23 protein-coding genes are annotated in these 26462 nt (G+C 45.4%); 2 read left to right on the top strand and 21 right to left on the bottom strand.

Annotated features, from left to right (window positions below):
- The first annotated feature begins 26 nt into the window (after positions 1 to 26).
- Complete coding sequence (locus AC3CH3_RS03300) at positions 27 to 1574, top strand: alanine/glycine:cation symporter family protein (RefSeq protein ID WP_488537727.1); 1548 nt, start codon at positions 27 to 29, stop codon at positions 1572 to 1574.
- Positions 1575 to 1735: 161 nt separating this feature from the next.
- On the opposite strand, the gene AC3CH3_RS03295 is transcribed toward AC3CH3_RS03300, so the two are convergent.
- The 5 genes from AC3CH3_RS03295 to guaB form a co-directional block, all read right to left on the bottom strand.
- Positions 1736 to 2329, bottom strand: a complete 594-nt coding sequence (locus AC3CH3_RS03295) for an acetate uptake transporter (protein WP_010440610.1) — start codon at positions 2327 to 2329, stop codon at positions 1736 to 1738.
- A 437-nt stretch (positions 2330 to 2766) separates the two neighbouring features.
- Positions 2767 to 4317 (bottom strand): Na+/H+ antiporter NhaC family protein, encoded by a 1551-nt coding sequence (locus AC3CH3_RS03290; protein WP_488537726.1) that lies wholly within the window; start codon positions 4315 to 4317, stop codon positions 2767 to 2769.
- 274 nt (positions 4318 to 4591) lie between these two features.
- Entirely contained in the window at positions 4592 to 6301 is a 1710-nt protein-coding gene (locus AC3CH3_RS03285) for a chitinase (RefSeq protein WP_488537725.1), read from the bottom strand.
- Positions 6302 to 6588: 287 nt separating this feature from the next.
- A complete protein-coding gene (guaA, locus tag AC3CH3_RS03280; protein WP_019820323.1) occupies positions 6589 to 8142 on the bottom strand; it encodes a glutamine-hydrolyzing GMP synthase in 1554 nt (517 codons plus the stop codon).
- 365 nt (positions 8143 to 8507) lie between these two features.
- Complete coding sequence (gene guaB, locus AC3CH3_RS03275) at positions 8508 to 9971, bottom strand: IMP dehydrogenase (protein ID WP_017062496.1); 1464 nt, start codon at positions 9969 to 9971, stop codon at positions 8508 to 8510.
- A gap of 269 nt (positions 9972 to 10240) precedes the next feature.
- On the opposite strand from guaB, the gene xseA reads away from it, so the two are divergent.
- Positions 10241 to 11587 carry an exodeoxyribonuclease VII large subunit gene (gene xseA / locus AC3CH3_RS03270; RefSeq protein ID WP_029405286.1) on the top strand — a complete coding sequence of 449 codons (1347 nt, stop codon included), beginning with the start codon at positions 10241 to 10243 and terminating at the stop codon, positions 11585 to 11587.
- A gap of 93 nt (positions 11588 to 11680) precedes the next feature.
- Here the strand turns inward: xseA and ureG are convergent, their stop codons facing one another.
- From ureG to AC3CH3_RS03190, 16 genes are all read right to left on the bottom strand, one after another.
- On the bottom strand, positions 11681 to 12319 hold the full coding sequence (ureG, locus tag AC3CH3_RS03265; protein WP_017062498.1) for an urease accessory protein UreG: 639 nt from the start codon (positions 12317 to 12319) through the stop codon (positions 11681 to 11683).
- Between the two features lie 46 nt (positions 12320 to 12365).
- Positions 12366 to 13046, bottom strand: a complete 681-nt coding sequence (locus AC3CH3_RS03260; protein ID WP_016767146.1) for an urease accessory protein UreF — start codon at positions 13044 to 13046, stop codon at positions 12366 to 12368.
- A gap of 41 nt (positions 13047 to 13087) precedes the next feature.
- Positions 13088 to 13684: a HupE/UreJ family protein gene (locus AC3CH3_RS03255; RefSeq protein ID WP_010440587.1), complete on the bottom strand. Its 597-nt coding sequence runs from the start codon at positions 13682 to 13684 to the stop codon at positions 13088 to 13090.
- A 73-nt stretch (positions 13685 to 13757) separates the two neighbouring features.
- On the bottom strand, positions 13758 to 14210 hold the full coding sequence (gene ureE, locus AC3CH3_RS03250; RefSeq protein WP_016784824.1) for an urease accessory protein UreE: 453 nt from the start codon (positions 14208 to 14210) through the stop codon (positions 13758 to 13760).
- Positions 14211 to 14325: 115 nt separating this feature from the next.
- Positions 14326 to 16029: an urease subunit alpha gene (gene ureC / locus AC3CH3_RS03245; protein ID WP_488537724.1), complete on the bottom strand. Its 1704-nt coding sequence runs from the start codon at positions 16027 to 16029 to the stop codon at positions 14326 to 14328.
- A 41-nt stretch (positions 16030 to 16070) separates the two neighbouring features.
- Positions 16071 to 16406, bottom strand: a complete 336-nt coding sequence (locus AC3CH3_RS03240) for an urease subunit beta (protein WP_010440579.1) — start codon at positions 16404 to 16406, stop codon at positions 16071 to 16073.
- A gap of 11 nt (positions 16407 to 16417) precedes the next feature.
- A complete protein-coding gene (ureA, locus tag AC3CH3_RS03235; RefSeq protein WP_004735119.1) occupies positions 16418 to 16720 on the bottom strand; it encodes an urease subunit gamma in 303 nt (100 codons plus the stop codon).
- Between the two features lie 133 nt (positions 16721 to 16853).
- Positions 16854 to 17801 carry an urease accessory protein UreD gene (locus tag AC3CH3_RS03230; RefSeq protein WP_488537723.1) on the bottom strand — a complete coding sequence of 316 codons (948 nt, stop codon included), beginning with the start codon at positions 17799 to 17801 and terminating at the stop codon, positions 16854 to 16856.
- Positions 17798 to 18493, bottom strand: coding sequence for an urea ABC transporter ATP-binding subunit UrtE (gene urtE / locus AC3CH3_RS03225; protein ID WP_016794108.1), 696 nt, complete (start codon positions 18491 to 18493; stop codon positions 17798 to 17800). The genes AC3CH3_RS03230 and urtE overlap by 4 nt, the downstream gene beginning before the upstream one ends.
- Before the next feature lies 1 nt (position 18494).
- Complete coding sequence (urtD, locus tag AC3CH3_RS03220) at positions 18495 to 19337, bottom strand: urea ABC transporter ATP-binding protein UrtD (protein WP_016767142.1); 843 nt, start codon at positions 19335 to 19337, stop codon at positions 18495 to 18497.
- The gene (gene urtC / locus AC3CH3_RS03215; RefSeq protein WP_016767140.1) at positions 19334 to 20515 is read right to left on the bottom strand and encodes an urea ABC transporter permease subunit UrtC; all 1182 of its coding nucleotides are present in this window, start codon (positions 20513 to 20515) and stop codon (positions 19334 to 19336) included. Before urtC ends, urtD begins: the two co-directional genes overlap by 4 nt.
- 10 nt (positions 20516 to 20525) lie before the next feature.
- The gene (gene urtB / locus AC3CH3_RS03210; protein ID WP_016767139.1) at positions 20526 to 22154 is read right to left on the bottom strand and encodes an urea ABC transporter permease subunit UrtB; all 1629 of its coding nucleotides are present in this window, start codon (positions 22152 to 22154) and stop codon (positions 20526 to 20528) included.
- Positions 22155 to 22369: 215 nt separating this feature from the next.
- Positions 22370 to 23656, bottom strand: coding sequence for an urea ABC transporter substrate-binding protein (gene urtA, locus AC3CH3_RS03205; RefSeq protein ID WP_488537722.1), 1287 nt, complete (start codon positions 23654 to 23656; stop codon positions 22370 to 22372).
- 294 nt (positions 23657 to 23950) lie between these two features.
- Positions 23951 to 24178 (bottom strand): zinc ribbon domain-containing protein, encoded by a 228-nt coding sequence (locus AC3CH3_RS03200; protein ID WP_488537721.1) that lies wholly within the window; start codon positions 24176 to 24178, stop codon positions 23951 to 23953.
- Between the two features lie 36 nt (positions 24179 to 24214).
- A complete protein-coding gene (locus AC3CH3_RS03195) occupies positions 24215 to 25216 on the bottom strand; it encodes a sensor domain-containing diguanylate cyclase (RefSeq protein ID WP_488537720.1) in 1002 nt (333 codons plus the stop codon).
- A 289-nt stretch (positions 25217 to 25505) separates the two neighbouring features.
- Positions 25506 to 26408, bottom strand: coding sequence for an alanyl-tRNA editing protein (locus AC3CH3_RS03190; protein WP_488537719.1), 903 nt, complete (start codon positions 26406 to 26408; stop codon positions 25506 to 25508).
- Positions 26409 to 26462: the final 54 nt, after the last annotated feature.

Genomic DNA, 26462 nt, shown 5'->3' with positions numbered 1-26462 from the left:
AAGCAAAACTAACAGGGAAAATACTCATGCAGTCATTCGTTGATTTTTTGAATGGAATAATCTGGAGTCCAGTACTTATCTACCTATGTTTAGGTGCCGGTTTGTTCTACTCCATCATGACTCGATTTGTTCAAATCCGTCACTTCTTTGAAATGTGGCGCTTGCTACTATCGGGTAAAAGCTCATCAAAAGGCATCTCGTCTTTCCAAGCTCTAGCCGTTTCACTATCTGGCCGTGTAGGTACAGGTAACATTGCTGGTGTTGCTGCCGCTATCGGTTTCGGTGGTCCAGGCGCAGTATTCTGGATGTGGGTTGTAGCCTTCTTTGGCGCTGCAACTGCTTACGCAGAATCGACGCTAGCGCAAATCTACAAAGAAGAAGACGAAGGCCAGTTCCGTGGTGGTCCGGCTTACTACATTGAAAAAGCAATGGGTCAGAAGTGGTACGCATGGATCTTCGCTATCGCGACGATTTTTGCATGTGGTATTTTACTTCCAGGTGTTCAGTCAAACAGTATTGGTAATGCTGTAGAAGCTGCATTTGGCTCAGGTGACATGATTGAAACAGCTGTCGGTACATTCAGTTTCGCTAAAATTTTCACCGGTACTGTTGTTGCAATCATCCTGGCTTTCATCATCTTTGGTGGTGTTAAACGTATTGCGAACTTCACACAGATCGTTGTTCCTTTCATGGCATTGGCTTACATCATCATTGCGTTCGTTATCATTCTGCTAAACATCAGCCAAGTGCCAGCTGTTTTTGCAATGATTGTTGGTGATGCATTCACACCTATGGCAGGCTTCGGTGCTGCAATTGGTTGGGGTGTTAAACGTGGTGTTTATTCAAACGAAGCAGGTCAAGGTACGGGTCCTCACGCGGCAGCGGCTGCAAGTGTTGATCACCCAGCTCAGCAAGGTTTGGTACAAGCGTTCTCTATCTACATCGATACGCTTCTAGTATGTTCTGCTACAGCGTTCATGATCATCATCACTGGTGCTTACAACGTTCACGGCGGCGCTGAAGGTGTATTCCTTGTTCAGAACCTAGCAGCAAACATCGGTGCGAATGGTCCTGTATTTACACAGCTTGCTATTGAAAGTGCACTACCAGGCATTGGTAAGCCATTCATCGCATTTGCTCTGTTCTTCTTCGCATTTACAACGATTCTTGCTTACTACTACATCGCAGAAACGAATATTGCTTACCTACGTCGTACCATCAAGATCCCTGGCATGATGTTCGTACTTAAGCTTGTTCTTATCACTGCAGTTTTCTATGGCACAGTTAAAACAGCTAACCTTGCATGGGCAATGGGTGATGTTGGTGTTGGTTTGATGGCATGGTTAAACATCGTTGGTATTCTGATTATCTTCTTCATGTCTAAGCCTGCGCTTAAAGCTCTAGCTGACTACGAAGAACAGCAGAAACAAGGTGTGACTGAGTACACTTTCAACCCTGTAAAACTAGGCATTAAAGGTGCTACTTACTGGGAAGAGAAGTACAAGCGTAAAACAGGCAAGTCTCCTGAAGCAGAATCTGCAGACACTAAACCTGTAGAGCAACCTTCAGCTTAAGCTTGTGCCTTAACAAATGGATTGCTTTAACAAATAGCTCACTTTAACTCGCGCTATCAATAACGCATAAAAAAGGGGTTAGCCATTTCGGCTAACCCCTTTTGTTTTATTCATAACCAATAAATGGCTTATAACAAACTAACTGTTCCCGAGTTAGAGTATTAAGCAGCGATTTCTTGTGTTGCCATTTGAGGCGCTTTCTTCTCACCGATAGGCAATACTGTGCGGCCGTATTCGTTGTTGATTACTTGTGCCATTGCAAAGTAGATAGCTGAAGCGCCACAGAAGATACCTTCAAAACCAGCGATAGTGCCGATCAGTTCGCTGCCAGTAAAATCACGAGCTGCAAGTAGGAAGAACAAGATAGTTAGTGAACCGAATACTACTTGCTTCGCCACTGGATAGCATAGAGAGCCGATGAACATGAAGCCTGTGAAGATGCCCCATAGTAGTAGGTACCAACCCATGAATGCTGCAGGGCTTGCAGGTAGGCCCATGTAAGGCATTACAATTAAACCAACCAAAGACAACCAGAATAGGCCGTAAGAAGTAAACGCAGTTGTACCGAACGTGTCACCACGTTTGAAACACATTGTGCCCACGATAACTTGGCTCAAACCACCGTAAAAAATACCCATAGCAAGAATCATTGAATCAATTGGAAAGAAACCTGCGTTGTGGATATTAAGAAGAATAGTGGTCATACCGAAACCCATTAAGCCTAGTGGCGCTGGGTTAGCTAGTTTGGTCGACATTGCGAATTTACCTTATTAAAGTGGTTGATTAAAAAAAAACGATAAAAGTTATCAGAAAATTTTAATCTATAAACCGTACAACTAGGTAATCCAGTTATCGAAAACTAAGATTGTGTAAATGATCTTATGGAAAATTAGTTTCATAACAATACCAATCAATTCACAGAAACTATAAGTAAGCAGGTTCCCTATCACGCTATAAAAAAGATGCGAGATGCGAAAAGAGTCTTTAGATTCGAGTAAGCGGGATACGAAGAGCGTGTTGAGATTGAAGTTAGTGATATGCATATGAAAAAGATGCGGGTAACGGGATGCGAACAGCGGGCTCAGATTGAGTAAGCGAGAAACTAAATAGCAAACACGAACAATAATAAGTCGGTTTTTTCGCTACTCGTTTACTCGCATCCCGTATCTAGTCTCTCATTTGTAATCTTAAATTACGCTTGTTGTGTTTTAGATTCAGACACTTGAGATTGAACGTCTGAAGAAGCGTTTTTACTCGCGTCGCGCTTGGCTAACAACGTCACGATAATCAACTGAGCAACAAGAGCGCCCAACACAACCAATGCACTTCCAGTAAAGCCTGCGACTACAAAACTAACCAAAGCGATAGAGCCGTTCATTAATGCGTAAGGGAGCTGCGTCTTAAAGTGTTCAAACTGATCACACCCTGCCCCGGTTGAAGAAAGAATCGTGGTTTCAGAGATCGGTGAGCAGTGATCACCAAACAAGCCACCCGATAACACGGCACCAATTGCGACGAGAAGTGGAGCATCTATCGCAATCGCGGTTGGAATAACTAAAGGCATCATTATCGCGAAGGTTCCCCACGATGAGCCCGTTGCGAATGAAATAATGGCAGACAACAGGAACGCGACCGCAGGTACTAACCAGTATGGAAAACCACTCTGTGCTTGCTCAGCAATATAAGCGGCTGCACCCAACTCTTTACCGACAGTGCTTAACGCCCAAGCCAATACTAAGATGATCGCTACGGGCATCATGTTTCCCATGCCTTTTAAATACACTGAAACACCATCAGACAACTTTCTTACACCGTAGTAAGCCATTAACGAAATTAAGGTAATCGCCGCAAAGAAATAAGCCGATGATAATGCCGCTCTAAATGATGAACCCGCGACCTTTTGGAACGGGAAGCCTTGTGGAACCAACATGGCACACAACACCACTAGCATCACTAACAACGGCGCCCAAACAAAAGAGGCCTTTGCATTTTTATGCGAGAAAGGATTGAGAGATTCGCTATTCACGCCAGAGTTGATTCCTGCTTGGCAATCACGTTCAGCTTTTGCCATTGGTCCGAAGTCTAAGCCTTTAACTGAAACCAAAGGAACAATGAAAATCGCTAAGAATGCGTAGAACTGGAAAGGAATCGCACCGATGAAGGCATCCCAATCTGACATGTTGACATTCAAAGCCGTGAACTCTTTTTGAATCAGGCTCATGATGTAAACGCCCCATCCAATGAAAGGAATCAGGATCGCAACTGGCGATGAGGTTGAGTCGATGATGAATGCTAGCTTCTGTCTAGAAAGTTTCAGTTTATCGAAAAGGGGACGAAAAACAGGGCCAACAATTAACGGAGTACCTAAGTCTGAGAAAAATATAACGATTCCACCCAACCATGCTGACAATTGAGCTTGGCATTTGTTGCTTACCCACTGAGTCACTCGTTTGGCAAACGCGACGCCGCCACCGGACTTTTCCATCAATGCGACAAAGCCACCAATGAATACCAACAGCATGATCACACCAGCGTTATAGCTGTCGGTAAGTTGAGGGACTAAGTAACCTTTCACCATGGTACCAAACGTATCAAGCGGGTTAAGTTCACTAAACATGCCAGTCAGCATCGCAACACCACTCAGCACGCCAGCAAAAAGGCCAATCACCACATTCCTTGTCGCCAACGACAACACCAAAGTAATCACAATGGGGATGAGTGACGTGATATCTGTCTGTTCCATAGGTACACCTTAACCCTAAAATAAAAGGAATAAATATAAATTAAATTTGAATATAAATTCACAATCACCATTTGTACAGAACTTTATCCTCTAACTGGATAATTAGTCTTTAAATGCGCTTCAACATAGCCAAATAGACTAATAGCCCTCCTTAGATAGCCAAGTTCTAAACGAAAAAAAGCCGAAAGTAGAAACTTTCGGCTTTTAATTATTTATATCATTATGGTCGTACTACTGAACTCGTCGGTTAGACCGCTTTTCAGTATTCAAACGATCAATTACAGCTAATTTCATCCCAGAACCAATTCGACTGAACAGGGCTTTCCCATACACCCGGGCCGTTTTTAGCCACGAAACATTTGCCGTTATGCGTCACTTTATCCCCGTTACTCACTTGGCTAACGCCCGCTTGCCATGTGATAAACACCGATGGGTCAATGACGACAGGCGGCTCGGTAACAGGTGGTTCCACTGGTGTTGGGTCTACCGGATCAGGATCGACAGGTGCAGGGTCAACTGGCGATGGATCTGTCACAGGTGGAGTTGGCTCTCCAGCAACCAATTTCCAAGGGCCGCCATTGGCAGGGTCATCCCCTTGTGTCCACCATTTCGCTTCGTAGGTTGCACCATTGTGAGTAACTTGGTCTCCAGCGTTGTAAACCTTGGTCGCACTCCAACCGTTACCACCGGGATCAGTACCAGGGTCTACCGGATCAAGCTTATCGACCACTTTCACTTCAGGCCAGCTCGCATGAGAACCATAAAAGTTAGTCACACACTTCTCGTAATCTCCAGCCACCAGCGCTGAATAAGCCGTTTGGAAACCAACAAGCTCACACTCAAATGAGTAGCCTTCTGGGCGGTCTGCGTAGTATTTCCAATTGCCATCCCAGTTGGTGTACAACACATCGGTTGCGCCGTTGAGGTTCAAACTTCCGTAAGGCGTTTGCTGCCAACAAGTATTGGCTTCATCCGCTTCTACAGGAATTTCGTAGTGCGCCGCTAACCCTTCCCAATAACGAATACGGTTAACTGGTTGGCCCTTGTCTTTATTCTGTTCACCACACTCAATACCACCGTTGATCACATTGATTGTGGTACCAAAGCCATAACCAATACCCGCATCCAGTTCACGTTGAGAGGGAGTCCATGTACGGTCAATGACATGCAGCATGGCTGGTTTAGGTGCTTGAGGGGTAAGGAAAAACCAAATAGCAGAAGCTAAATTCAACCAAGAGTTCGCTACTAAGCCCGGATTGTTGAGAAGCACCGTCGCATCGCCATCGAACATCACTTCCGAGAACGCGCCGTAATTAAAATGGTAAGAAAGCTGTTTAGCACCACGTCCGAAGTAACCCTGCCCCGCGGCACATGGCCAACGTGCATTCTGCCAATCGTTCTGACCACAACCTGTGGTATAACCTTCTTGGCCTTCAGACCAACCCATTTCACGAACATGCACCAGCGCTTGCTGCCACTCTTCTAGAGCTAATGGGTTATCAGAGGTGTTGTCTATCGCGATGTGACCGCCCGTCTCTTGTGAGAAATGAGCAAAGGCCGTAATGATGGACTTTTTACAAATGGCGTCGGAGTCACGGCCATCGGTGTACTCTCCACAGAAGGCTGGGAATTTGCCAATCGCACGTAAGAAGCGAGTGTAGGTATATTCTGGCGCTGCCATCTGAGTGAGGAAATCCCATTCAGATTGGGGGAATACACGCTCGACTCGTTTCACGTTTTCAGGATTCGAGGCTAAGCCCGGTTCTATCGCTTCAACAATACTATTGGGACGAGTCTGTAATGCTTGTGACCAGATCGCATACATAGGATCGGATGTTTTCGCTTGTTCAGCAGCTTGTAGGGCCGACTTTTCAACAAGGTAACCATTCGGGTTTTGCGGATCAGGTTGGATGTTCAAAGACGCATGACTTTGCGCTGCCAATGTGCAGCCGAGCACTGTCGCCAAATATTTGATTTTTAACATGATGGATTCTCTTATCTGTCCTTAATAAGTCCATCAAAGAGTATGTGGCACATGGGGAATAGCCTAGCTGTAGCTGTGTGAATTTATAAAAAGTGCGAGTGATCTTTTTGATATTTGGCTCAACACAACAAAGCGTCTCATGGTTTCTTGAGCTGATATCTAACTTCCAACGAATTTGGTTGCTCGTTGTAGATGTAAATCCTTAATCTCATAAATAAAAAGAAAAAAGCCCCGAACAAAGTTCGAGGCTTAAGATCTTAATCAATGCTGGTCAAATCTCTAAGAGATTATTCCCACTCGATAGTTGCTGGTGGCTTACCAGAAATATCGTAAACAACACGTGAAATGCCGTTAACTTCGTTGATAATACGGTTAGATACCTTACCTAGGAAGTCGTATGGTAGGTGCGCCCAGTGAGCAGTCATAAAGTCGATAGTTTCTACAGCACGTAGAGATACAACCCAATCGTACTTACGGCCATCGCCCATTACGCCAACTGAACGTACTGGTAGGAATACCGTGAATGCTTGAGATACTTTGTGGTAAAGGTCAGCAGCGTGAAGCTCTTCAATGAAGATAGCATCTGCGCGACGCAGTAGATCACAGTACTCTTTCTTCACTTCGCCAAGTACACGAACACCTAGACCTGGACCCGGGAATGGGTGGCGGTAAAGCATGTTGTATGGAAGACCAAGCTCTAGACCGATCTTACGTACTTCATCTTTGAATAGCTCACGTAGAGGCTCAACAAGGCCCATTTCCATATCATCAGGAAGGCCACCAACGTTGTGGTGAGATTTGATTACGTGTGCTTTACCCGTCTTAGATGCAGCAGACTCGATTACGTCTGGGTAGATAGTACCCTGAGCAAGCCATTTAGCATTCTTCAGCTTCTTAGACTCTTCATCGAAGATATCTACGAATACGTGACCGATGATCTTACGCTTAGCTTCTGGTTCAGCTTCACCTTCAAGAGCATCAAGGAAACGTTGCTCAGCATCTACTTTGATGATGTTTAGGCCAAACTTGTTGCCGAACATCTCCATAACCTGCTCTGCTTCGTTTAAACGAAGAAGGCCGTTATCTACAAATACACATGTTAGTTTGTCGCCGATAGCGCGGTGAGCAAGCATCGCAACTACAGATGAATCAACACCACCAGAAAGACCAAGGATAACTTCGTCGTCACCTACTTGCTCTTTAATACGTGCAACTGCATCTTCAATGATTGAAGCTGAAGTCCACAGACCTTCACAACCACATGCGTTAAGAACGAAGTTCTCAAGCATTTTTAGGCCGTTCTTAGTGTGTGTTACTTCTGGGTGGAATTGTACGCCGTAGTACTTCTTCTCTTCGTTTGCCATAGCAGCGTATGGGCAAGTGTCTGTTTCAGCGATCTTTGTGAAATCAGCTGGGATCTCAACCACTTTGTCACCGTGGCTCATCCAAACATCTTGAGTAGACTCAAGGTCTGCGAAAAGTGCAGATTCGCCAGTCACTTGTACAGCTGCGTAGCCGAACTCACGCTCAGTAGACGTTGCTACTTTACCGCCAAGTTGCTCAGCCATAGTTTGCATTCCGTAGCAGATACCGAATACAGGAACACCTGAATCAAATACGTACTGAGGTGCACGTGGAGAGTTCTCCTCCGTTACACTTTCAGGGCCACCAGATAGGATGATACCGTCTGGATTGAATTCACGAATATCCGCTTCTTCTACGTCCCAGCTCCAAAGTTCACAGTAAACACCGATCTCACGAATACGACGAGCTACTAGCTGTGTGTATTGAGAACCGAAGTCCAGAATTAGAATACGTTGGTCATGAATATTTTTAGTCATTGTAAGCAGTCTTATTGGCTATGTGATAAAACGGAGGCGAGTTTACTCACCTCTGATTAACTCTTCAAGAAATAAAGCAAACGTTTTCTTTGGTTATCTGTAAGTCGATGTTTTGCAAAAATCATACGTTCAACAAAACAGGCTGTAGATATAATACCAATCACAGTAAGTAAGTGTTCAGGAATAGTGCAGGAAAAAAGCTTGAGAACAAGGCAGGATTTTCTGATAAGTAGTTATTCTACAATCAAAAATCCTAACGAAGTTATCGAGGTTTTTAACAAGCTAGGATGACCAGTTATTTACTACGATTGGTATTGTAATGTGCCGACTAAATCAGCACATTATTCAAACGTTTGGACGTATTATTAACCTAAACGGTAGTTAGGTGCTTCTTTCGTGATTTGAACATCGTGTACGTGAGATTCTTTCATGCCCGCACCAGAGATACGAACAAACTCAGCTTTAGTACGCATGTCTTCAACAGTTGCAGAACCCGTTAGGCCCATGCTTGAGCGTAGACCGCCCATCTGTTGGTGAACGATCTCTTTTAGACGACCTTTGTATGCGATACGACCTTCAATACCTTCTGGAACAAGCTTGTCTGCAGCGTTGTCAGATTGGAAGTAACGGTCAGAAGAACCTTGAGACATAGCGCCAAGAGAACCCATACCACGGTAAGACTTGTAAGAACGACCGTTGTAAAGAATAACTTCACCCGGTGCTTCTTCAGTACCAGCGAACATTGAACCAACCATCACACAAGATGCGCCAGCAACGATAGCTTTACAGATATCGCCAGAGAAGCGGATACCGCCATCTGCGATTACTGGAATACCGTATTCGTTAGCTACTTCAGCTGCGTCTGCGATTGCTGTTACTTGAGGAACACCAACACCAGTAACGATACGAGTCGTACAGATTGAACCCGGGCCGATACCTACTTTAACCGCACTAACACCTGCTTCGATAAGAGCACGAGCGCCAGCGCCAGTTGCTACGTTACCACCGATGATTTGTAGATCAGGGTATGCAGCGCGAGTTTCGCGGATACGGTTAAGTACGCCTTCAGAGTGACCGTGTGAAGAGTCGATAAGTAGAACGTCTACGCCAGCTTCAACTAGAGCAGCAACACGCTCTTCGTTACCAGCACCAGCACCAACAGCTGCACCTACACGTAGGCTGCCGCGCTCATCTTTACAAGCGTTTGGTTTACGTTCTGCTTTGTGGAAATCTTTTGCAGTGATCATTCCAGTAAGTTGGAAGTCATCATTTACAACAAGAACTTTTTCAACACGCGCTTCGTGCATTTTCTCTTGAACTTCTTCACGAGTTGCACCTTCTTTAACAGAAGCAAGGCGAGCTTTAGGTGTCATTACTACATCAACTTTCTTAGAAAGGTCAGTAACAAAGCGAACGTCACGGCCAGTAATAATACCAACAAGTTCGTTTGTTTCAGTAACAACAGGGAAACCGGCAAAGCCGTGTTTTTGGGTAAGAGCTACAACATCAGCGATTGTCGCGTCAGGGCTTACAGTAACAGGGTGAGAAACCACACCTGCTTCGTAAATTTTAACCTGGCGAACCATTTCAGCTTGCTGTTCAATAGACATGTTCTTGTGAATGAAGCCTATTCCGCCTTCTTGTGCCAGTGCAATCGCTAGGCGAGCTTCTGTCACAGTATCCATAGATGCAGATATCATTGGGATGTTTAGGGAAATATTCTTCGTCAGCTGAGTGCGAAGATCAGCTGTATTAGGGAGAACGGTGGAGTGTGCTGGCACTAGCAGTACGTCGTCGAATGTCAGCGCTTCTTTGGCAATTCTTAGCATTTGCAATATCTCACAATAATAGGAGTAAAAAGAAACAATCCAATCTCATCGTTTCGCCTAATGAGGGCAGCCAATTAAGGAAAATCAAACTGCATTTGGATTAGATATTGCGGACGGATTATACGGCCAACGAAATCGCTTGGCTACACATTTTTGTATTTTTAATTTGCATTTACCCCCTTGCTATGTATTATATTGCCGCTATCTTCCATACTCACGCCCTGTGAGATTCCAAGAAAGACCTTCCTTCAAGGAAAGATAGTGCTTCTATGACTAATCCAAACATCTTTACTGTTTCTCGCCTCAACTCAGAGGTTCGTCTCCTATTAGAAAACGAAATGGGAATAGTCTGGCTCGTTGGTGAAATCTCAAACTTCTCTGCACCTGTATCTGGTCACTGGTACCTCACGCTTAAAGACTCTCGCGCTCAAGTTAAGTGCGCCATGTTTCGTGGCAATAACCGCCGAGTCACCTTTAAGCCCCAGAACGGCAATCAAGTTCTAGTTAAAGCTCGCCTGTCTCTTTATGAGCCACGCGGTGACTATCAACTGATCATCGAAAGCATGCAGCCAGAAGGTGACGGTAAGCTTCAGCAAGAGTTTGAAAAGCTGAAGATGAACCTTGCCGCAGAAGGGCTGTTTGCTCAATCGAGTAAACAACCTCTTCCTGAACACCCTAAACGTGTTGGCGTTATCACATCGAAAACCGGTGCAGCGCTGTTTGATATTCTTGATGTCCTGAAAAGACGCGATCCTTCATTGCCAGTGGTGGTTTACCCAACCATGGTTCAAGGCGAAGAGGCAGCTATTCAGATTGCTCAAGCGATTGGACGTGCCAATGAACGCAATGAGTGTGATGTGTTGATTGTGGGTCGTGGCGGCGGTTCTTTAGAAGACCTATGGTGCTTCAATAACGAGATCGTAGCTCGCACAATCGCATCAAGCCAAATCCCGATTATCAGCGCAGTTGGCCACGAAGTTGATGTCACTATCGCCGATTTCGTCGCAGATATGCGAGCTCCAACGCCATCAGCAGCCGCTGAATTGGTTAGCCGTGATAACAGCCATAAAGAACAAGCTTTTGCGTCTAAACGTGCTCGCTTAGTCAGTGCGATTCGTCATGTGTTAATCAAACAAGCGCAATCGACTCAAACATTGAAGTACCGCTTAGAGAAGCAACATCCTAGCTACCAACTGCAAAAGCAGAGTCAGCAGCTTGATGACCTAGATATGCGTTTGCGTCGTGGTATGACTCAATACCTAAAGCAGCATGCACAGCGTGTTGAACGTAAACAGCACCAGCTTCAATTGAACTCGCCAGTGAAACGCCTTGGCGAACAGAAACTGCATCTGCAACGTTCAGAGCAGAAGCTATTGGATGCGATGGATAAGACCTTACTAACCACTCGCCACCAGCTCGCTATGGCTGCAGAGAAGTTAGAAACAGTGAGCCCACTGGCAACGCTAAAGCGCGGCTATAGCATTACTCATTCAGCATCGAGCAAGACTGTATCATCAATTAACGATGTCGAAGTCGGTGAAGTGATCACCACTCAAGTTGAAGACGGTGTGATTGAGTCGCAAGTGACCACAAGAGTTACTAAGAGCGAGCTTTAAGTTCGACTCTAACGTTTCAAACCAGAAAGCCCTATCGATAATCGACAGGGCTTTTTAGTACCTAAAGGCTTGAAAAACTAACTGATTCCAACCCTACTCAGTAGTAGAAGGCTCCTTCATGGTGAGCATCCCTTCGGTCACAATAAAGTTGATGATGAAGTCTAGCCCTTGGCTCTCTTTGAGGTTGGTGAATACGTATGGCTTGGTTGGACGCATGCGTTGTGTGTCTTGTTCCATCACCTCCAGTGACGCGCCAACATACGGTGCTAAATCGATCTTATTGATAACCAACAGATCAGAGCGTGTTATTCCCGGGCCACCTTTACGTGGGATCTTCTCCCCTTCAGCAACATCAATCACGTAGATAGTAAGGTCGGCTAACTCAGGACTGAACGTGGCACTGAGGTTGTCACCACCGCTTTCGACGAATACCACATCGAGGTTCTTGTGTAGCTTAGCAAGCTCCTCTACGGCAGCTAAGTTCATCGACGCATCTTCACGGATAGCCGTGTGCGGACAACCACCGGTTTCTACGCCAATGATGCGGTCAGGTTCGAGAGCTTCAGCACGTGTGAGTATCTTGGCATCTTCTTGGGTGTAGATGTCGTTGGTTACTACGGCAATGTTTAGCTTGTCGCGAATCGCCTTACATAGCACCTCTAACAAGGCTGTTTTACCAGAGCCTACAGGGCCGCCAATACCAATTCGAAGGGGTTGCTTATAACTTTCCATTGTCTACTTCCTTATATTCTTTTTACTACATCGCTTGTGCTGACCGCTACGAACGAAATAGTCTCGTATATTGTGTTTCGTGCAGTGAACTTGCTAATGCCATTGATGGCGAAAAGCTGCCTATCATCCAATCTTCTATCGTGCGTGCTTTCTCAATGATCTCGGGAAACGTGTTGGTGATATTAATCAGTGCCAACTGACCATCGGTTTGACCTAAAGGCACTAACTTGACCCCTGCGGTAACGATGTTTTCAAGCCAACTCCATAAATAACCTTGCTTGAGACTTTCTAAATCAATGCCCCAATGTTGAGCAGCCATACACATGCCCAACAGTTGGTTAGGATGACTATCAACAGAGTCCACCAACGAAATATCGATGTCTAAACGCTTCAACAGAGTATTCAAGGCTTGTCCACGCTGTTTCTCTTCCGCTCGCAATTCACTGGTTTCACGACTTGAGTACAAATAGTTACACCAGTGCTCAATCTCATCGAGCTCACCTTTTTCTAGCGCGTGATAAAGGCGCTCTAAGATGGGCAATTCCAAAGTCGCGACACTGGAACTGACGATGGTATTGAGCCACTGTTCCATGCTGTTGCGATCGGTCACCCACCCCGCTTCTACAGCAAGCTCTAGCCCTTGCGAATAAGTGAAACCACCAATCGGCAACGATGGACTGATCAATTGAAAGAGACGATAAATAGCGATATTTTCTGTTTTGGTCATACTCTTGCTCTCTGCCTTCTAGAATCAAAAAGTTCGAGAGCTTACGCGCCTAAAATCAATAGTGCGCTTGCTGAAGCCACGCCAACCGACAGCCATTTAGAGTAAACCGCACGGCCAACCAAAGTGCCGATAACCATTAATGCCAAAGCACTGATGCCCATGCCTGCTGCAAACTGAGTCAGATTACTTGCCGCCTCAACACCGTGTGCGTAACCATGGAAAAACAACATACCAATCGAAGCCGCTAATACACTGTTTACACGCTTAGTTGATGGTGAGAATACATGCCATAAACATAAACTAACTACAAACAGAGAAGCGATGATCGCTGGTTCAACAATCACAGAGAAACCCAAGGCTTGGCCTGCGATAAGACCAAGCATTAACGATACTAATCCACCCCCAATCAAAGCTGCTTTGATCTTGGTTGAAAATGACAGTGCGCCAATTAATAGACCAAAAGCGATCAGCATGATCAGGTGATCCATGCCTGTCACAGGGTGAGTTAAGCCAGACATAAATGAGTGAGACTCATGAACCGAGTGAGATCCATGACCTGGATGAGCCAATGCCAATGTCGATGTTGTTAGAGAAGCTATTGTGAAAGTACATAAGCCTGCAGCTGTTTTAAAGTTCATCGCGAGTTCCTTGCGTTTATAGTTATTAATATCGTGGTTGTATCTATAAATGGGTGAGTCTCAAATGACTCGATTAATGATGGTGGTGATGACCACCCGAGCGACCGCCATAAGCGCCGCCTTCAGGTTCAAACGGTTGTGTCTCGGTGGTCACTTTAGCGCCTAAGCCTTCAACCATTTCATCCAAAACATGGTCGTGTTGATAACGAACCCAGCCAGCTTCCACTTGCAACGGAACATGTCGATTGCCAAGGTGGTAAGCCACTCGCGTTAGTAGGAGCAGATCTTCACAGTAAACAGTCGAAACGGTTTCAGGTGCCGCTTTCACTTCCACGACCAAGCCACATTCACTTGAGAGTTGTTCACCGCCACGCAAGATATGACCTCGTGGTAGAAACAGCCCTGCATTGCGCCCGTCATCGAGTGTGACTTTAAGACGACTCTTAATACGACTATCGATCGGTAGACTTAGAAAGCCATCAGGAGTCGTGTTTAACTCCGCTTGAATATGAGTTAGTTCAATCATGCTATTACCTCAATCTCCTTGTGAGATTTATAACGTTCAAAATAAGAGCCCTCAGCCAAGAGCTAAAACACGAGCTTCAGCTAAAGGTCTAAGATAAGAGCCTTCAGCCGAGCTATTAAAATAGAAAATATCTTTGAGCCATTGGCAGTTCTTCAGCAGGTTCACACGTAAGCAGCTCGCCATCAGCGCGCACTTGATAAGTCTGAGAGTCGACCTCAATCTTCGGCATCCAATCGTTAAGCTTCATGTCAGCTTTACTGATGTTTCGGCAGTTGCTCACTACGCCAATCAAACTCTGCAGCCCCAACTGCTTATCGATGTTCTGCGCCTTGGCTTCCTTGGAAACAAACAACATCGATGTGTTCTGACACGCCTTGCCATAGCTACCAAACATAGAGCGATAGTGAACTGGCTGAGGGGTTGGGATAGAAGCATTGGGATCACCCATTGGTGCCATGGCGATCATGCCGCCTTTCAAAATCACGCTTGGTTTCACACCAAAGAAAGCTGGTTTCCATAAAACAAGATCCGCCAGTTTGCCTTCTTCAATCGAACCGATTTCATGCGCCATACCGTGAGTGATGGCTGGATTAATGGTGTACTTTGCAACGTAGCGACGAAGACGGAAGTTATCGCTGTAGTCTGAATCTTCTTTTAGGCTGCCACGCTGCACTTTCATCTTGTGTGCGGTTTGCCACGTGCGGGTTACTACCTCTCCCACTCTACCCATTGCTTGAGAATCCGAGGCGATCATCGAGAACGCACCTAAATCATGAAGAATGTCTTCTGCGGCAATGGTTTCACGGCGAATACGCGATTCAGCAAACGCGACATCTTCAGCAATCGATGGTGAAAGGTGATGACACACCATCAACATGTCTAAATGCTCATCGACCGTATTGACGGTGTAAGGTCGTGTCGGATTGGTAGAAGAAGGCAGAACGTTCGGCTCACCTGCAGCACGAATAATATCAGGAGCGTGACCACCGCCCGCACCTTCGGTGTGATAGGTATGAATCACGCGATCACCGATGGCGCCAAGGGTCGATTCAACAAAACCCGATTCGTTCAGAGTATCGGTGTGAATCGCAACTTGTACGTCCATTTCGTCAGCAACACTCAAGCAGGTATCGATTGAAGCGGGGGTTGTTCCCCAGTCTTCGTGCAACTTCAAACCTACAGCACCCGCTGCTACTTGTTCACGCAGTGCCTCAGGTTGGCTCGCATTGCCCTTACCTAACAAACCAAAGTTCATTGGGAATTGGTCGAGTGATTCCAACATACGGTGCATGTTCCACGGACCCGGTGTACACGTGGTAGCGTTAGTCCCTGTGTTTGGCCCAGTGCCACCGCCTATCATGGTAGTCACACCCGACGCCAACGCTTCTTCAATCTGTTGCGGGCATATAAAGTGGATATGTGAGTCAATGCCACCCGCAGTGAGAATCGAACCTTCACCTGCCAAAATTTCCGTGCCCGGGCCAATTACTATATCAACGCCTGGTTGAACGTCTGGGTTACCCGCTTTACCCAACGCTTGAACTCGGCCGTCTTTGATGGCGACATCGGCTTTTACAATGCCCCAGTAGTCCAACACAATCGCGTTGGTGATCACCAAATCTGGCGTTTCGGCACTTGGACGTTGGCTTTGCCCTTGTCCATCACGGATGACTTTGCCACCGCCGAATTTCACTTCGTCGCCGTAAACGGTGTAATCTTTTTCAACTTCTAACCATAAATCGGTGTCAGCAAGACGCACTCGGTCTCCAACTGTTGGCCCGAACATTTCGGCGTAAGCCTGTCTGGATATCGTCGCCATGATCAATCCTTTGTTGTTTTAATTATTTCCGTGAGGAGCTCTTAAAGCTTGCCCATCACCTTTCCTTGGAAGCCGTAAATTTCTAACTTACCGGCATAACGTACTAACTCGACGCTACGCGACTGACCCGGCTCGAATCGAGTTGCAGTGCCCGCAGGGATATTGAGTCGAAAGCCTTTAGTGGTTTCTCTATCAAAGATCAGCGAAGGATTTGCTTCATAGAAGTGGTAATGAGAGCCAATTTGAATAGGACGATCGCCAATGTTTTGAACTTTAACTGACGTTGTCTCGCGACCTTCATTTAAGGTGATGTCACCGGGAGCGGTTTCTACTTTGCCGGGAACGAAACCTGAGTATTTTTTTGTGGAACCAGCCATCTTACTTCTCCCTACACGATAGGTTCATGAACGGTCACCAACTTGGTGCCATCAGGAAAAGTGGCTTCGACTTGTACATCAGGGATCATGGAAGGGATCCCCTCCATAACGTCATCGACAGTAAGAAGTGTGCGTCCAAAATCCATCAACTCTGAAACGGTTTTACCCTCGCGGGCACCTTCGAGAATGGCACTGCTGATCAGTGCAATAGATTCTGGATAGTTGAGTTTTAAGCCTTTTTGTTTGCGCTGCTGTGCCAGCATTCCTGCACAGAAGATAAGTAGCTTATCTTTTTCTCTTGGTGTTAATTCCATTTAGCCGCCCGCTGTTAGTGTTGTTTTCTTAGTGCTCAAAAACGCATGAGCAGTAAGTGGGATTCAAACACAGCAAGCTTTAAAAAATGTACCGAGGGCCGGAAGTCGCCCTCGGTACAAAAAGGGCTAATCGCTAAGTCGCCCAAATCCTTGGTAAATCAGGAGTCGTACCACACAAATGAGAGCGAGTTGCTTGCCATATCTGACCAAAGGCTTGGAGGATGTCTTCACTCCAATTACCCAAGGCTCGCACCACAATCAATCCCTCTATTTGCGTCGCACCCATTATTAATGTGGGCTCATTCGGCACTTTCGATGTGACTGATTGCTGTGAAGCTTGCTGTGTAATAGATAAGAGCAAGCTCTGTACCAACTCTAAATCTTGCTTCTCATTTGACGTAAGATAAAAGGTCCCCATCATTGAGAAATCAAGTAACCCAATATTTATCATTAACTTATCGCCACCATGAAAATTAAAACCTTCAGTGAGAAGCCTTTGATTATCAAGATAGATTTCTGTTTTCCCTACAAGGTGACCATGCTCAAATCCCTCATTCTGTGCAGGTCGCCCAAAACAGTGCATCTCCCAACCCCAAAACTGTGCGCCCTTTTCAAGGCGAATTTCAGTGTCTAAACGTACGTGTGCATTAGGGAAAAAAATGTTCTCTTGCAGCATCCATTCCAAGCGCGCATCTTTCTTCACTCGCAAGGTCTGCTTCTGCTTGGCGTACTTATTATTAGAACGATAAAACTTAGTGGCACCGGGGGTGGTAATTAGCGCATGAGCGCCGCTTTCTATGGTCGCTTCAATGTTGAGAGTGTCACCACCTACTACTCCGCCGGGGGGATGGAGTAAGTAGGTGTGACACGTTTCCCCATCAGGATACAAGGGGCGTTGCACCGCAAGCGGACCAGACTGCTGACGATTCTTTAAAACGGTTTTATCACCACGGTCGACAAAGGTGAGGTTTAAGCTCGCCTGCCACCCGTCTCGAATATCTTGTTCAATGGTTTCATTCAGAGACAAAGCCTCGGTTAGAGAAGCGTCCCTTTCTTCGCTCAAAGAAAATAAAGCACTCATACGGTCAGGTACTCCTTGATCAAGGATTCATTGAGCCCTTTCATTTCTCCTTCCGCGACCTGACGTCCACGGTCAAGAATGCAGAAGCGATCACCAACCTTTCTCGCAAATGGTAGCTTTTGCTCTACAAGCAGAACCGTGAGTCCCATCTTCTCGTTAAGCATACGAATGATGTCGCCAATCTCTTGCACGATATTGGGCTGAATACCTTCTGTCGGTTCATCCAAGATCAATAGCTTAGGTTTAACCACCAACGCACGACCAATCGCGAGCTGTTGTTGCTGACCACCAGATAAGTCGCCACCACGTCGATGCAGCATCTCTTTTAATACAGGGAAGATATCGAAGATAAACTCTGGGATCTTACGGTCACCCTTGTCGCGAATCGGTAAACCGACTTCTAGATTTTCTTGCACAGTAAGCATCGGAAAGATCTGACGTCCCTGCGGCACATAACCGATTCCTTGGCGAGCACGATCTTCGGCATCGGTTTTCAAAAGCGATTCACCCGATAACGAAATGTCACCACTTTTGACTTTAACTAGCCCCATGATGCATTGCAGAAGAGTCGTTTTACCAACGCCATTGCGTCCCATCAATACCGTGCATTTGCCTTCTGGGATCTGCATGTCTAAATCCCACAATGTGTGGCTCTCACCGTAATATTGATTAACTGATTTAACCTCTAGCATCCTATTCTCCGAGATAAACTTGTTTAACTTCAGGGTGAGCTTGCACTTGATCCATGGTGCCTTCGGCCAACACGTGACCTTGATGAAGTACGGTGACATGGCTAGCGATTGAACGAACGAAATCCATATCGTGTTCAACCACGACTACAGAGTGTTTGCCTGCCAGTGAGTTAAGTAACTCCGATGTACGATCCATCTCTTGGTGAGTCATACCTGCAACGGGCTCATCCACCAGTAACAGCTTGGGGTTCTGCATCAATAACATGCCGATCTCTAACCACTGCTTTTGTCCGTGAGAGAGATTGCCAGCCAAGTTGGCGGCTTCGTCTTTTAGGTGAATAAGTTCAAGTACCGAGGTGAGCTTGTCCTTCTGCTCACCAGACATCACCGCAGTGAAAGTAGACCAAACAGAGCGGTCGCCCGCCATGGCTAATTCAAGGTTTTGCCAAACGGTTAGACATTCAATCACGGTTGGTTTTTGAAACTTACGCCCAACTCCAGCATTGGCAATTTCTGCTTCATTCATCTTCAATAAGTTAATGTTCGAGCCTAACCACACATCACCAGTATCTGGCTTTGTTTTACCCGTAATGATATCCATCATAGTGGTTTTACCCGCGCCATTAGGACCGATGATGCAGCGCAGTTCGCCTTCTTTGATATAAAGATTGAGGTCGTTGATCGCTTGGAAACCATCGAAGTTTTTGTTAACGCCTTCCACGTACAACAACACGTTATGACGGGTATCGATGGCAGGATGAACATCAGGCTTGAGGTAATCAAAGACTTCGTCTCGGCGAGTGAAGGCTTGAACCGATTCCTTAACGTTACTAAATGTGGTCATACGATCACCTCCTTGTTTTCTGACTGATCATCCTTATCTGATTTTCCTTGTCCCTTGCCTCGTGAACCCGACGCCTTACGCAGTTGTTGCCATTTCTCGCTAACAAAGCCAATCACACCTTGTGGGAAGTACATGGTTGAAAGTACAAATAGACCACCTAGGGCGAATAACCACACCTCTGGGAATTCAACCGTAAACCAACTCTTGGCGTAGTTGATGATCAGGGCACCAACGATGGCACCAAACAGAGTGGCACGACCGCCCAAGGCAACCCAAACCACTATCTCAATCGAGTTAAGCGGAGCAAACTCTCCCGGGTTGATGATACCGACTTGAGGCACATATAAAGCACCAGCAATACCCGCGATAACCGCAGACAGAACGAAGACCCACAGCTTGATACCATCGACGTCGTAACCCATGAATCGAGTGCGAGATTCAGTATCACGAATCGCTAAAGCCACACGGCCTAATCGACTGGTCACCACCATACGACAAGCGATGTAGCTGAGGATTAGCGCAATACCAGTCGCAACAAACAGACCTATCTTGACTGCATCACTTTGCAAGCTCAGACCGATGATGTCTTTAAAGTCCGTCAATCCATTGTTACCACCAAAGCCCATTTCGTTGCGGAAAAACGCCAGCATCAATGCGTAAGTTAACGCTTGAGTCATGATAGAAAGATACACCCCTGACACTCGAGAGCGGAAAGCTAAATAACCGAACAAATAAGCCAATGCGCCCGGTACCAACACCACCATTAGGCAGGCGAACCAGAACTGATCAAAGCCCTGCCAGAACCATGGCAACGCCGACCAATCAAGAAACACCATGAAGTCAGGTAGGATTGGGTCACCATATACCCCACGGTCACCAATCTGGCGCATTAAGTACATGCCCATCGCATAGCCACCAAGCGCAAAGAAAGCGCCATGGCCTAGACTCAAGATTCCGAGGTAGCCCCACACAAGATCGAGCGCCAACGCCAACATTGCGTAACTCAGGTATTTGCCCATTAATGAGATTGTAAAAGTCTCAACATGAAGCGGGTGTCCACTTGGCAACATGGTGTTAGCCAGCGGAATAAGAATGACGGCCGCAAGAATGGCAAGGATGGTCAGTTGACCACCTTTGTCACCACGCATCGCCGAAAGTACAAATGATTTAGACTGCATGATGTTGTCCTTAACCTTCAGCCGCACGGCCACGTTGCGGGAATAGTCCGCGTGGACGTTTTTGAATAAACAGAATGATGAAAACCAGTACTAGGATCTTGGCGAGAACCGCACCAGCCCATGGTTCTAAAATCTTATTAAATAAGCCAAGGCTGAGCCCTGCGACTAGTGTGCCCCATAAGTTGCCAACCCCGCCAAACACCACCACCATGAAAGAATCAATGATGTACGCCTGCCCCATATTTGGGCCAACGTTAGTCAGTTGAGAAAGCGCTACACCCGCAACACCTGCGACGCCAGAGCCTAAACCGAAGGTCATCGCATCAACACGTTCCGATCGAATCCCCATCGCACGAGCCATACCACGGTTTTGAGAAACGGCACGAACCTGAAGGCCTAACGGTGTCTTTTTCAGAACCATCAATAACCCCATAAACACCAAGCCACAGAACAAGATGATGTAAAGACGGTTATAAGTCAGCGATAGCATAGGATTCAATTGAAGCGCACCAGACATCCATTCAGGTGTACTCACTGATCGGTTCAGCGGAGAGAAAATAGAGCGAACGGCTTGCTGCAAGATTAAGCTGATACCAAAGGTGGCGAGCAAGGTTTCTAATGGACGCCCATAAAGGTGACGAATCACGCTTCGCTCAATCGCAATACCCACTAAGCCCGAAACGATGAATGCTGCAGGAATAGAAAGTATTAGCGCTAAACCAATATGATTCGGCATCAGAAGTTGCAATACATAGGTGGTGTAAGCGCCAATCATGATCAGCTCACCATGAGCCATGTTGATAACGCCCATCACACCAAAGGTGATCGCTAAGCCAATGCCCGCTAGTACCAATACCGAACCTAAACTCAAGCCAAAGAATACGGTTTCAACACCTGAGTACAGAGCTTGGCTTTGTTGATAATCGTCCATCGCACGCTCTGTTGCAGCCAAAATGCTTGGTTCTTGCTCACCGTTAAGTAGTTGGTTCAGTGTTTTTAGAACGACCGAATGCTTAAAGTCGCCCACTCGTTCAATCGATGTTACTCGAGCTTCAGTTGTTGCACTGTTATCAAGCGAGGTAAAAATAGCTAATGACAAATCCATTAGTTCAGCGACTTTACCATCGGTCTCATTTTCTCTAAGTTCGGATAAACGATCGATGATAGTGGCATCCTTAGTTCCCAGTAGATCGAGAACCGCTTGATAACGCACATCTGGGTTACTGCTATTTAATCCAATAGAGGCAATTTCACCCCTTAAGATCCCGCGAAGTTTGTTGTTTACGCGCACCTTTTTAAACAGCTTAGCATTATCGATATTGAGAGTTGATTCATCCCATACAGACTGAGCTGAAGTGGCTGTTTTGGTGTTTTGAATGAGATAGAGCTGTTTATAATATTCGTTTTTTTTATCATTGAAGTAATAGAGATTGCCGTTTAACCATCCATATAAAATAGCCTTCGACACGTCTTCCGTTTGTGTCTCAATGATCCAATCGATGGCTAGCTCTTTATCCGATGTTTTTTTACCAACTAGCGCCTTGGTAAAGCTAGCTTCATCCGTTATTCCAGCAAAAGCCAACTGAGCACTGATAGCCATGAGCAACAGCGCCTTAAATACGTTTAATACGTTCTTCATCCCTGCTTCCTTAACCAACAAGTTAGATATTGTTATTTTTTACTTGGTGGATGTTTGGATAGTTGTTGTGACTTGAAACTAATTTGAGCCTTCTCTTTCGTTGCGCCTCCATGCAGAAGCACTCTTCCCTAAAGAGAAGGCTCAATATTCATAGCTAGTAGTTACCGGTAATAGCTAACACCCAGTAACTAGTTATCAGCTAAGTGCGAATAACTCTAGTTACCACCAGAACACTTTTTAGTTTCAACGTTGAACGCACCACATGAGAATGGCTTAGACCAACTAGAGAATAGTTTTGCTGATTCAGGTAAGTAGTTAGACCAAGCATCACCTGCAACAAGGCCTGTGGTTTCCCAAACGATGTCAAACTGGCCATCATCTTGAATCTCACCAATCAATACAGGTTTAGTTATGTGGTGGTTTGGTAGCATGGTTGAGTAGCCACCAGATAGGTTTGGAACAGACACACCAATCAATGCATCTTGCACCGCTTCAGCATCGGTTGTGCCCGCATTAGTCACAGCTTGAGCCCACATATTGAAACCAATATAGTGTGCTTCCATCGGGTCATTCGTTACACGTTTGTCACTCTTAATGAATGACTGCCATGTTTCAACGAACTCTTCATTGACTTCGGTATCGACGCTCATGAAATAGTTCCATGCCGCTAAGTGACCCACTAGAGGTTCAGTATCCATGCCCGATAGCTCTTCTTCGCCAACCGAGAATGCAATCACTGGAATGTCTTCAGATGAAACACCTTGAGCACCAAGCTCTTTATAGAAAGGTACGTTTGCATCGCCATTCACAGTAGATACAACGGCGGTTTTCTTACCAGCTTCACCAAACTTCTTGATATCTGAAACAATAGATTGCCAATCAGAATGACCAAACGGTGTGTAGTTGATCATGATGTCTTCTTCTGCGACACCTTTACTTTTTAGGTAGGCCTCTAAGATCTTATTGGTGGTACGTGGATAAACGTAATCGGTACCTGCAAGCACCCAACGTTCCACTTCAAGTTCATCCATTAAGTAATCAACGGCAGGAATCGCTTGTTGGTTTGGCGCAGCACCGGTGTAGAAAACGTTTTTAGAAGACTCTTCGCCTTCATACTGAACTGGGTAGAAAAGGATGCTGTTGAGTTCTTCAAAGACAGGCAGCATCGATTTACGTGATACCGATGTCCAACCACCGAACACCACATCCACTTTCTCTTTTTCGATAAGCTCACGCGCTTTTTCTGCAAATAGCGGCCAGTTTGACGCAGGGTCAACTACGACAGGCTCTAGCTGCTTGCCGAGCAAACCGCCCTTTTTGTTTTGCTCTTCGATGAGCATTAGCACGGTATCTTTTAGCGTTGTTTCACTGATCGCCATAGTGCCAGAGAGTGAGTGTAGAACACCGACCTTGATGGTCTCATCAGCGGCAAACACTGCTGCAGAAGAAAATGAAAGTGTTGTACACAGTGCAGCTAGCGATAAATTGAACACCTTGTTCATGATATTACTCCATAATTGTATTTTTGTTATTCAATTACAGAGTTACAAGAAGAGTGCCAAACTTAAAAAGTAACCATTAAATTTATAAGCCATTGTATTAATGGAATTTAAAATCAAATCACACCAATAGAGTGCATAGCAATCACGTCACTATGTTTCATACTGGTGCAGTGGCGATAAGAATGAACCAAGATGACACATTCCTATTCTTCAGATACAAAAAAGACCCAACACTTTAGTATTGAGTCTCTGGTATAACATCACCGATAGTCGTTCAAACCAAATAGCTTAAGGCTATTCCGCTGGTTGGAATTCGAATTTCACTCTCGACTTAGATTTCAACTCGTTGCAATCGCCATTACAAAAATAGCTCGCTGCACCACAGGCTTGAAGCTTCTCAAGTTGACTGCTGCACTCAGGGCAAAACCCAACTTTAGTAAAGTTAGCCTGACAACTTTCACAGTGATACTTGCCATCCCAAGCTAGCTCAGACTGGCACTTAGGGCAGATATTTTCACTCATTAGCATTTCCTAATTCACTACTATTTTTACAATCTACTACCGCTGAGACTTCGCTTGCTTGATTTGGTACATGTTCTTATCAGCTTGTACGATCAAGGTTTCTAATGACTCAGGATCTTTCTCATAAGAGAGCCCAACACTGACTGCGAACTGAGTATCGTTGATATAGAGCGCTTGTTCCAAGGTTCTTTCTAAGCTGTGATAAAAGCTAACAACACTTTCTTCAGAGTCAAAACAAGAGAACACCACAAATTCATCCCCGCCATAGCGACCAATTTTGGCACATGTCGAGGTGGCTTCATCCAAAACCTTTGCAACAGCGAGCAATACGCCATCACCAAAACTGTGACCGTAGGTGTCATTAATTGATTTGAATTTATCGACATCGACAAACAGACACGCCATAACCTTGTCACCAAAACATCGCTTTGCCAGTACGTTTTCAGCTTCACTCAACAGTGCGCGGCGATTCAAACAATGAGTAAGGGAATCATGATGAGCAAAAAAGTTAAGTTGATTCTCTAACTCATACTTCTCCAATGCGACCGAATACAGTGAAGCCAATAACTCTAGTATTTCGAGTTCGAATTCATGGGGTTCAGAGATGTACTGGCTGTAAATCGCGAAGGTACCTAGCACATGTCCATGTGAGGAGATGATTGGTACTGACCAACACGCATGAAGATTAGCTTGATTGGTCAGAGGTAGGAAAGGAACCCAATTGGGGTGTCTATTGATGTCTGAAACCATAACGGCTTTCTTGAGTGCCGCCGCCTCTCCACAAGAACCAATTCCCACACCAATCCCCACCCCTTCTATTTGCTGATTATAAAAATCAGGTAGGTTCGGAGCATATTCAAGGTGCAAAGTCTTTGACTCTGAGTTGAGCAGTAAAATTGAAGCCATGCGCTGCCCGAAAAGCTGCTCGGTAAGCTGAATGATCTTATGATTTAAATCTTTACGATCCATCCCAAGAGCAAGCTTTCGAAGCAAACTGTTGACTGCTCGGTGGCCTTCTAATAAAAATTTTTGTTCCATTCACTAAAGCTTTCAATTGTGTAATTAGGTACGGCTTGTTCTTATGCAAGCTTACTATTGGTTAATAATAACACACTAAATAACCACAACACACAATCGAAGATCATAGGTTGATCTTTCGCTTTATCTATTTTGATCAGCGATCTACCCCAAAAAGAATATTTATATCACCACACACCGAAAGCATAAGTTACATGTGCTGCATTTCAATTTTAAATAGTCATTTGTATTGAAAGTGACATATAAAAACAAAACAAACAGCATAAGCCATTTCGATCTGTAGTCTAAATCATCGAATTACATGCGTCAGCATTTCAATATTCTGGCCATCTAACTGGGTTAACTTAACCGATAATGCTTTAAGCTCTGACGTATTCTCAATGTGAGTACCACCACACGGAATAGACACGAGAGTGTCTGCATTGAGCTGCCATTCCCAGTAACGAGAGTCTGTTAATGCCTCGCCTTCCAGTCTCATTGCTACTGAAGTAGACTCTGCTAGCCAGCCTGCAATCATTTGATTGATGTCGGCTTCAATACCATCAAGGTTTGCTAGCATGTCTGCGACGTTCAAGCCGCGTTTCTTCAAGGTTTTTCCCAAACGATACTTGTCGGTACATAGTTCTGGGGTCACAAAGCTGGTGACTTGCGCGTAGCTATTGAAGTCGTAACTGCCAAGCGGATCTTTTCTGTCCGCATCTTTGCGCCAGTAACTCTCAGCCAGTACTTTATTAAACGCTAAGAAAGCGATATGACCAGCACTATGCCCACGGCTCAAGCTTGCTTGGTATTCTTTATCAACCGACAACTCAACTTCATCGCCAATATTAATCATAGAAGCTGATGTCGGTAGTTGGTGAACAACCACAAACGCCCACCCTTCCGTATCACGCTTAACAGGGATATCTGCTGCGATATGAAGCTTGCCAGTAGATTGTTCTATTGCACCAACAAGACAGTCTTCAACGGGATATTGCACGTCACCAACATTCACAAAGCCTTGGTCTGCAGGGTGATCTGGCCAAATATGACTAATAGGATGAAAAGGCGTCACATCAGTGATCAAGTAGGTTTTACTGTTATCGCTTTCAACATATAGCGCTTTGCCATTGAGCTGCCAAGCCTGATGACAGAATTGAGTGATGGTTGGTGTGATTGCTTGTGCAGATGTAATCAAATCGCTAGTGGTCATATTGTTCTTCTTTTGAAATCGAGTCTAATTCGCTAATCCATAACGATGTGAGAA

This window comes from Vibrio sp. QJM3NY_35 (genome assembly GCF_057785915.1).
This window is presented reverse-complemented; position numbering and strand designations above follow the sequence as displayed.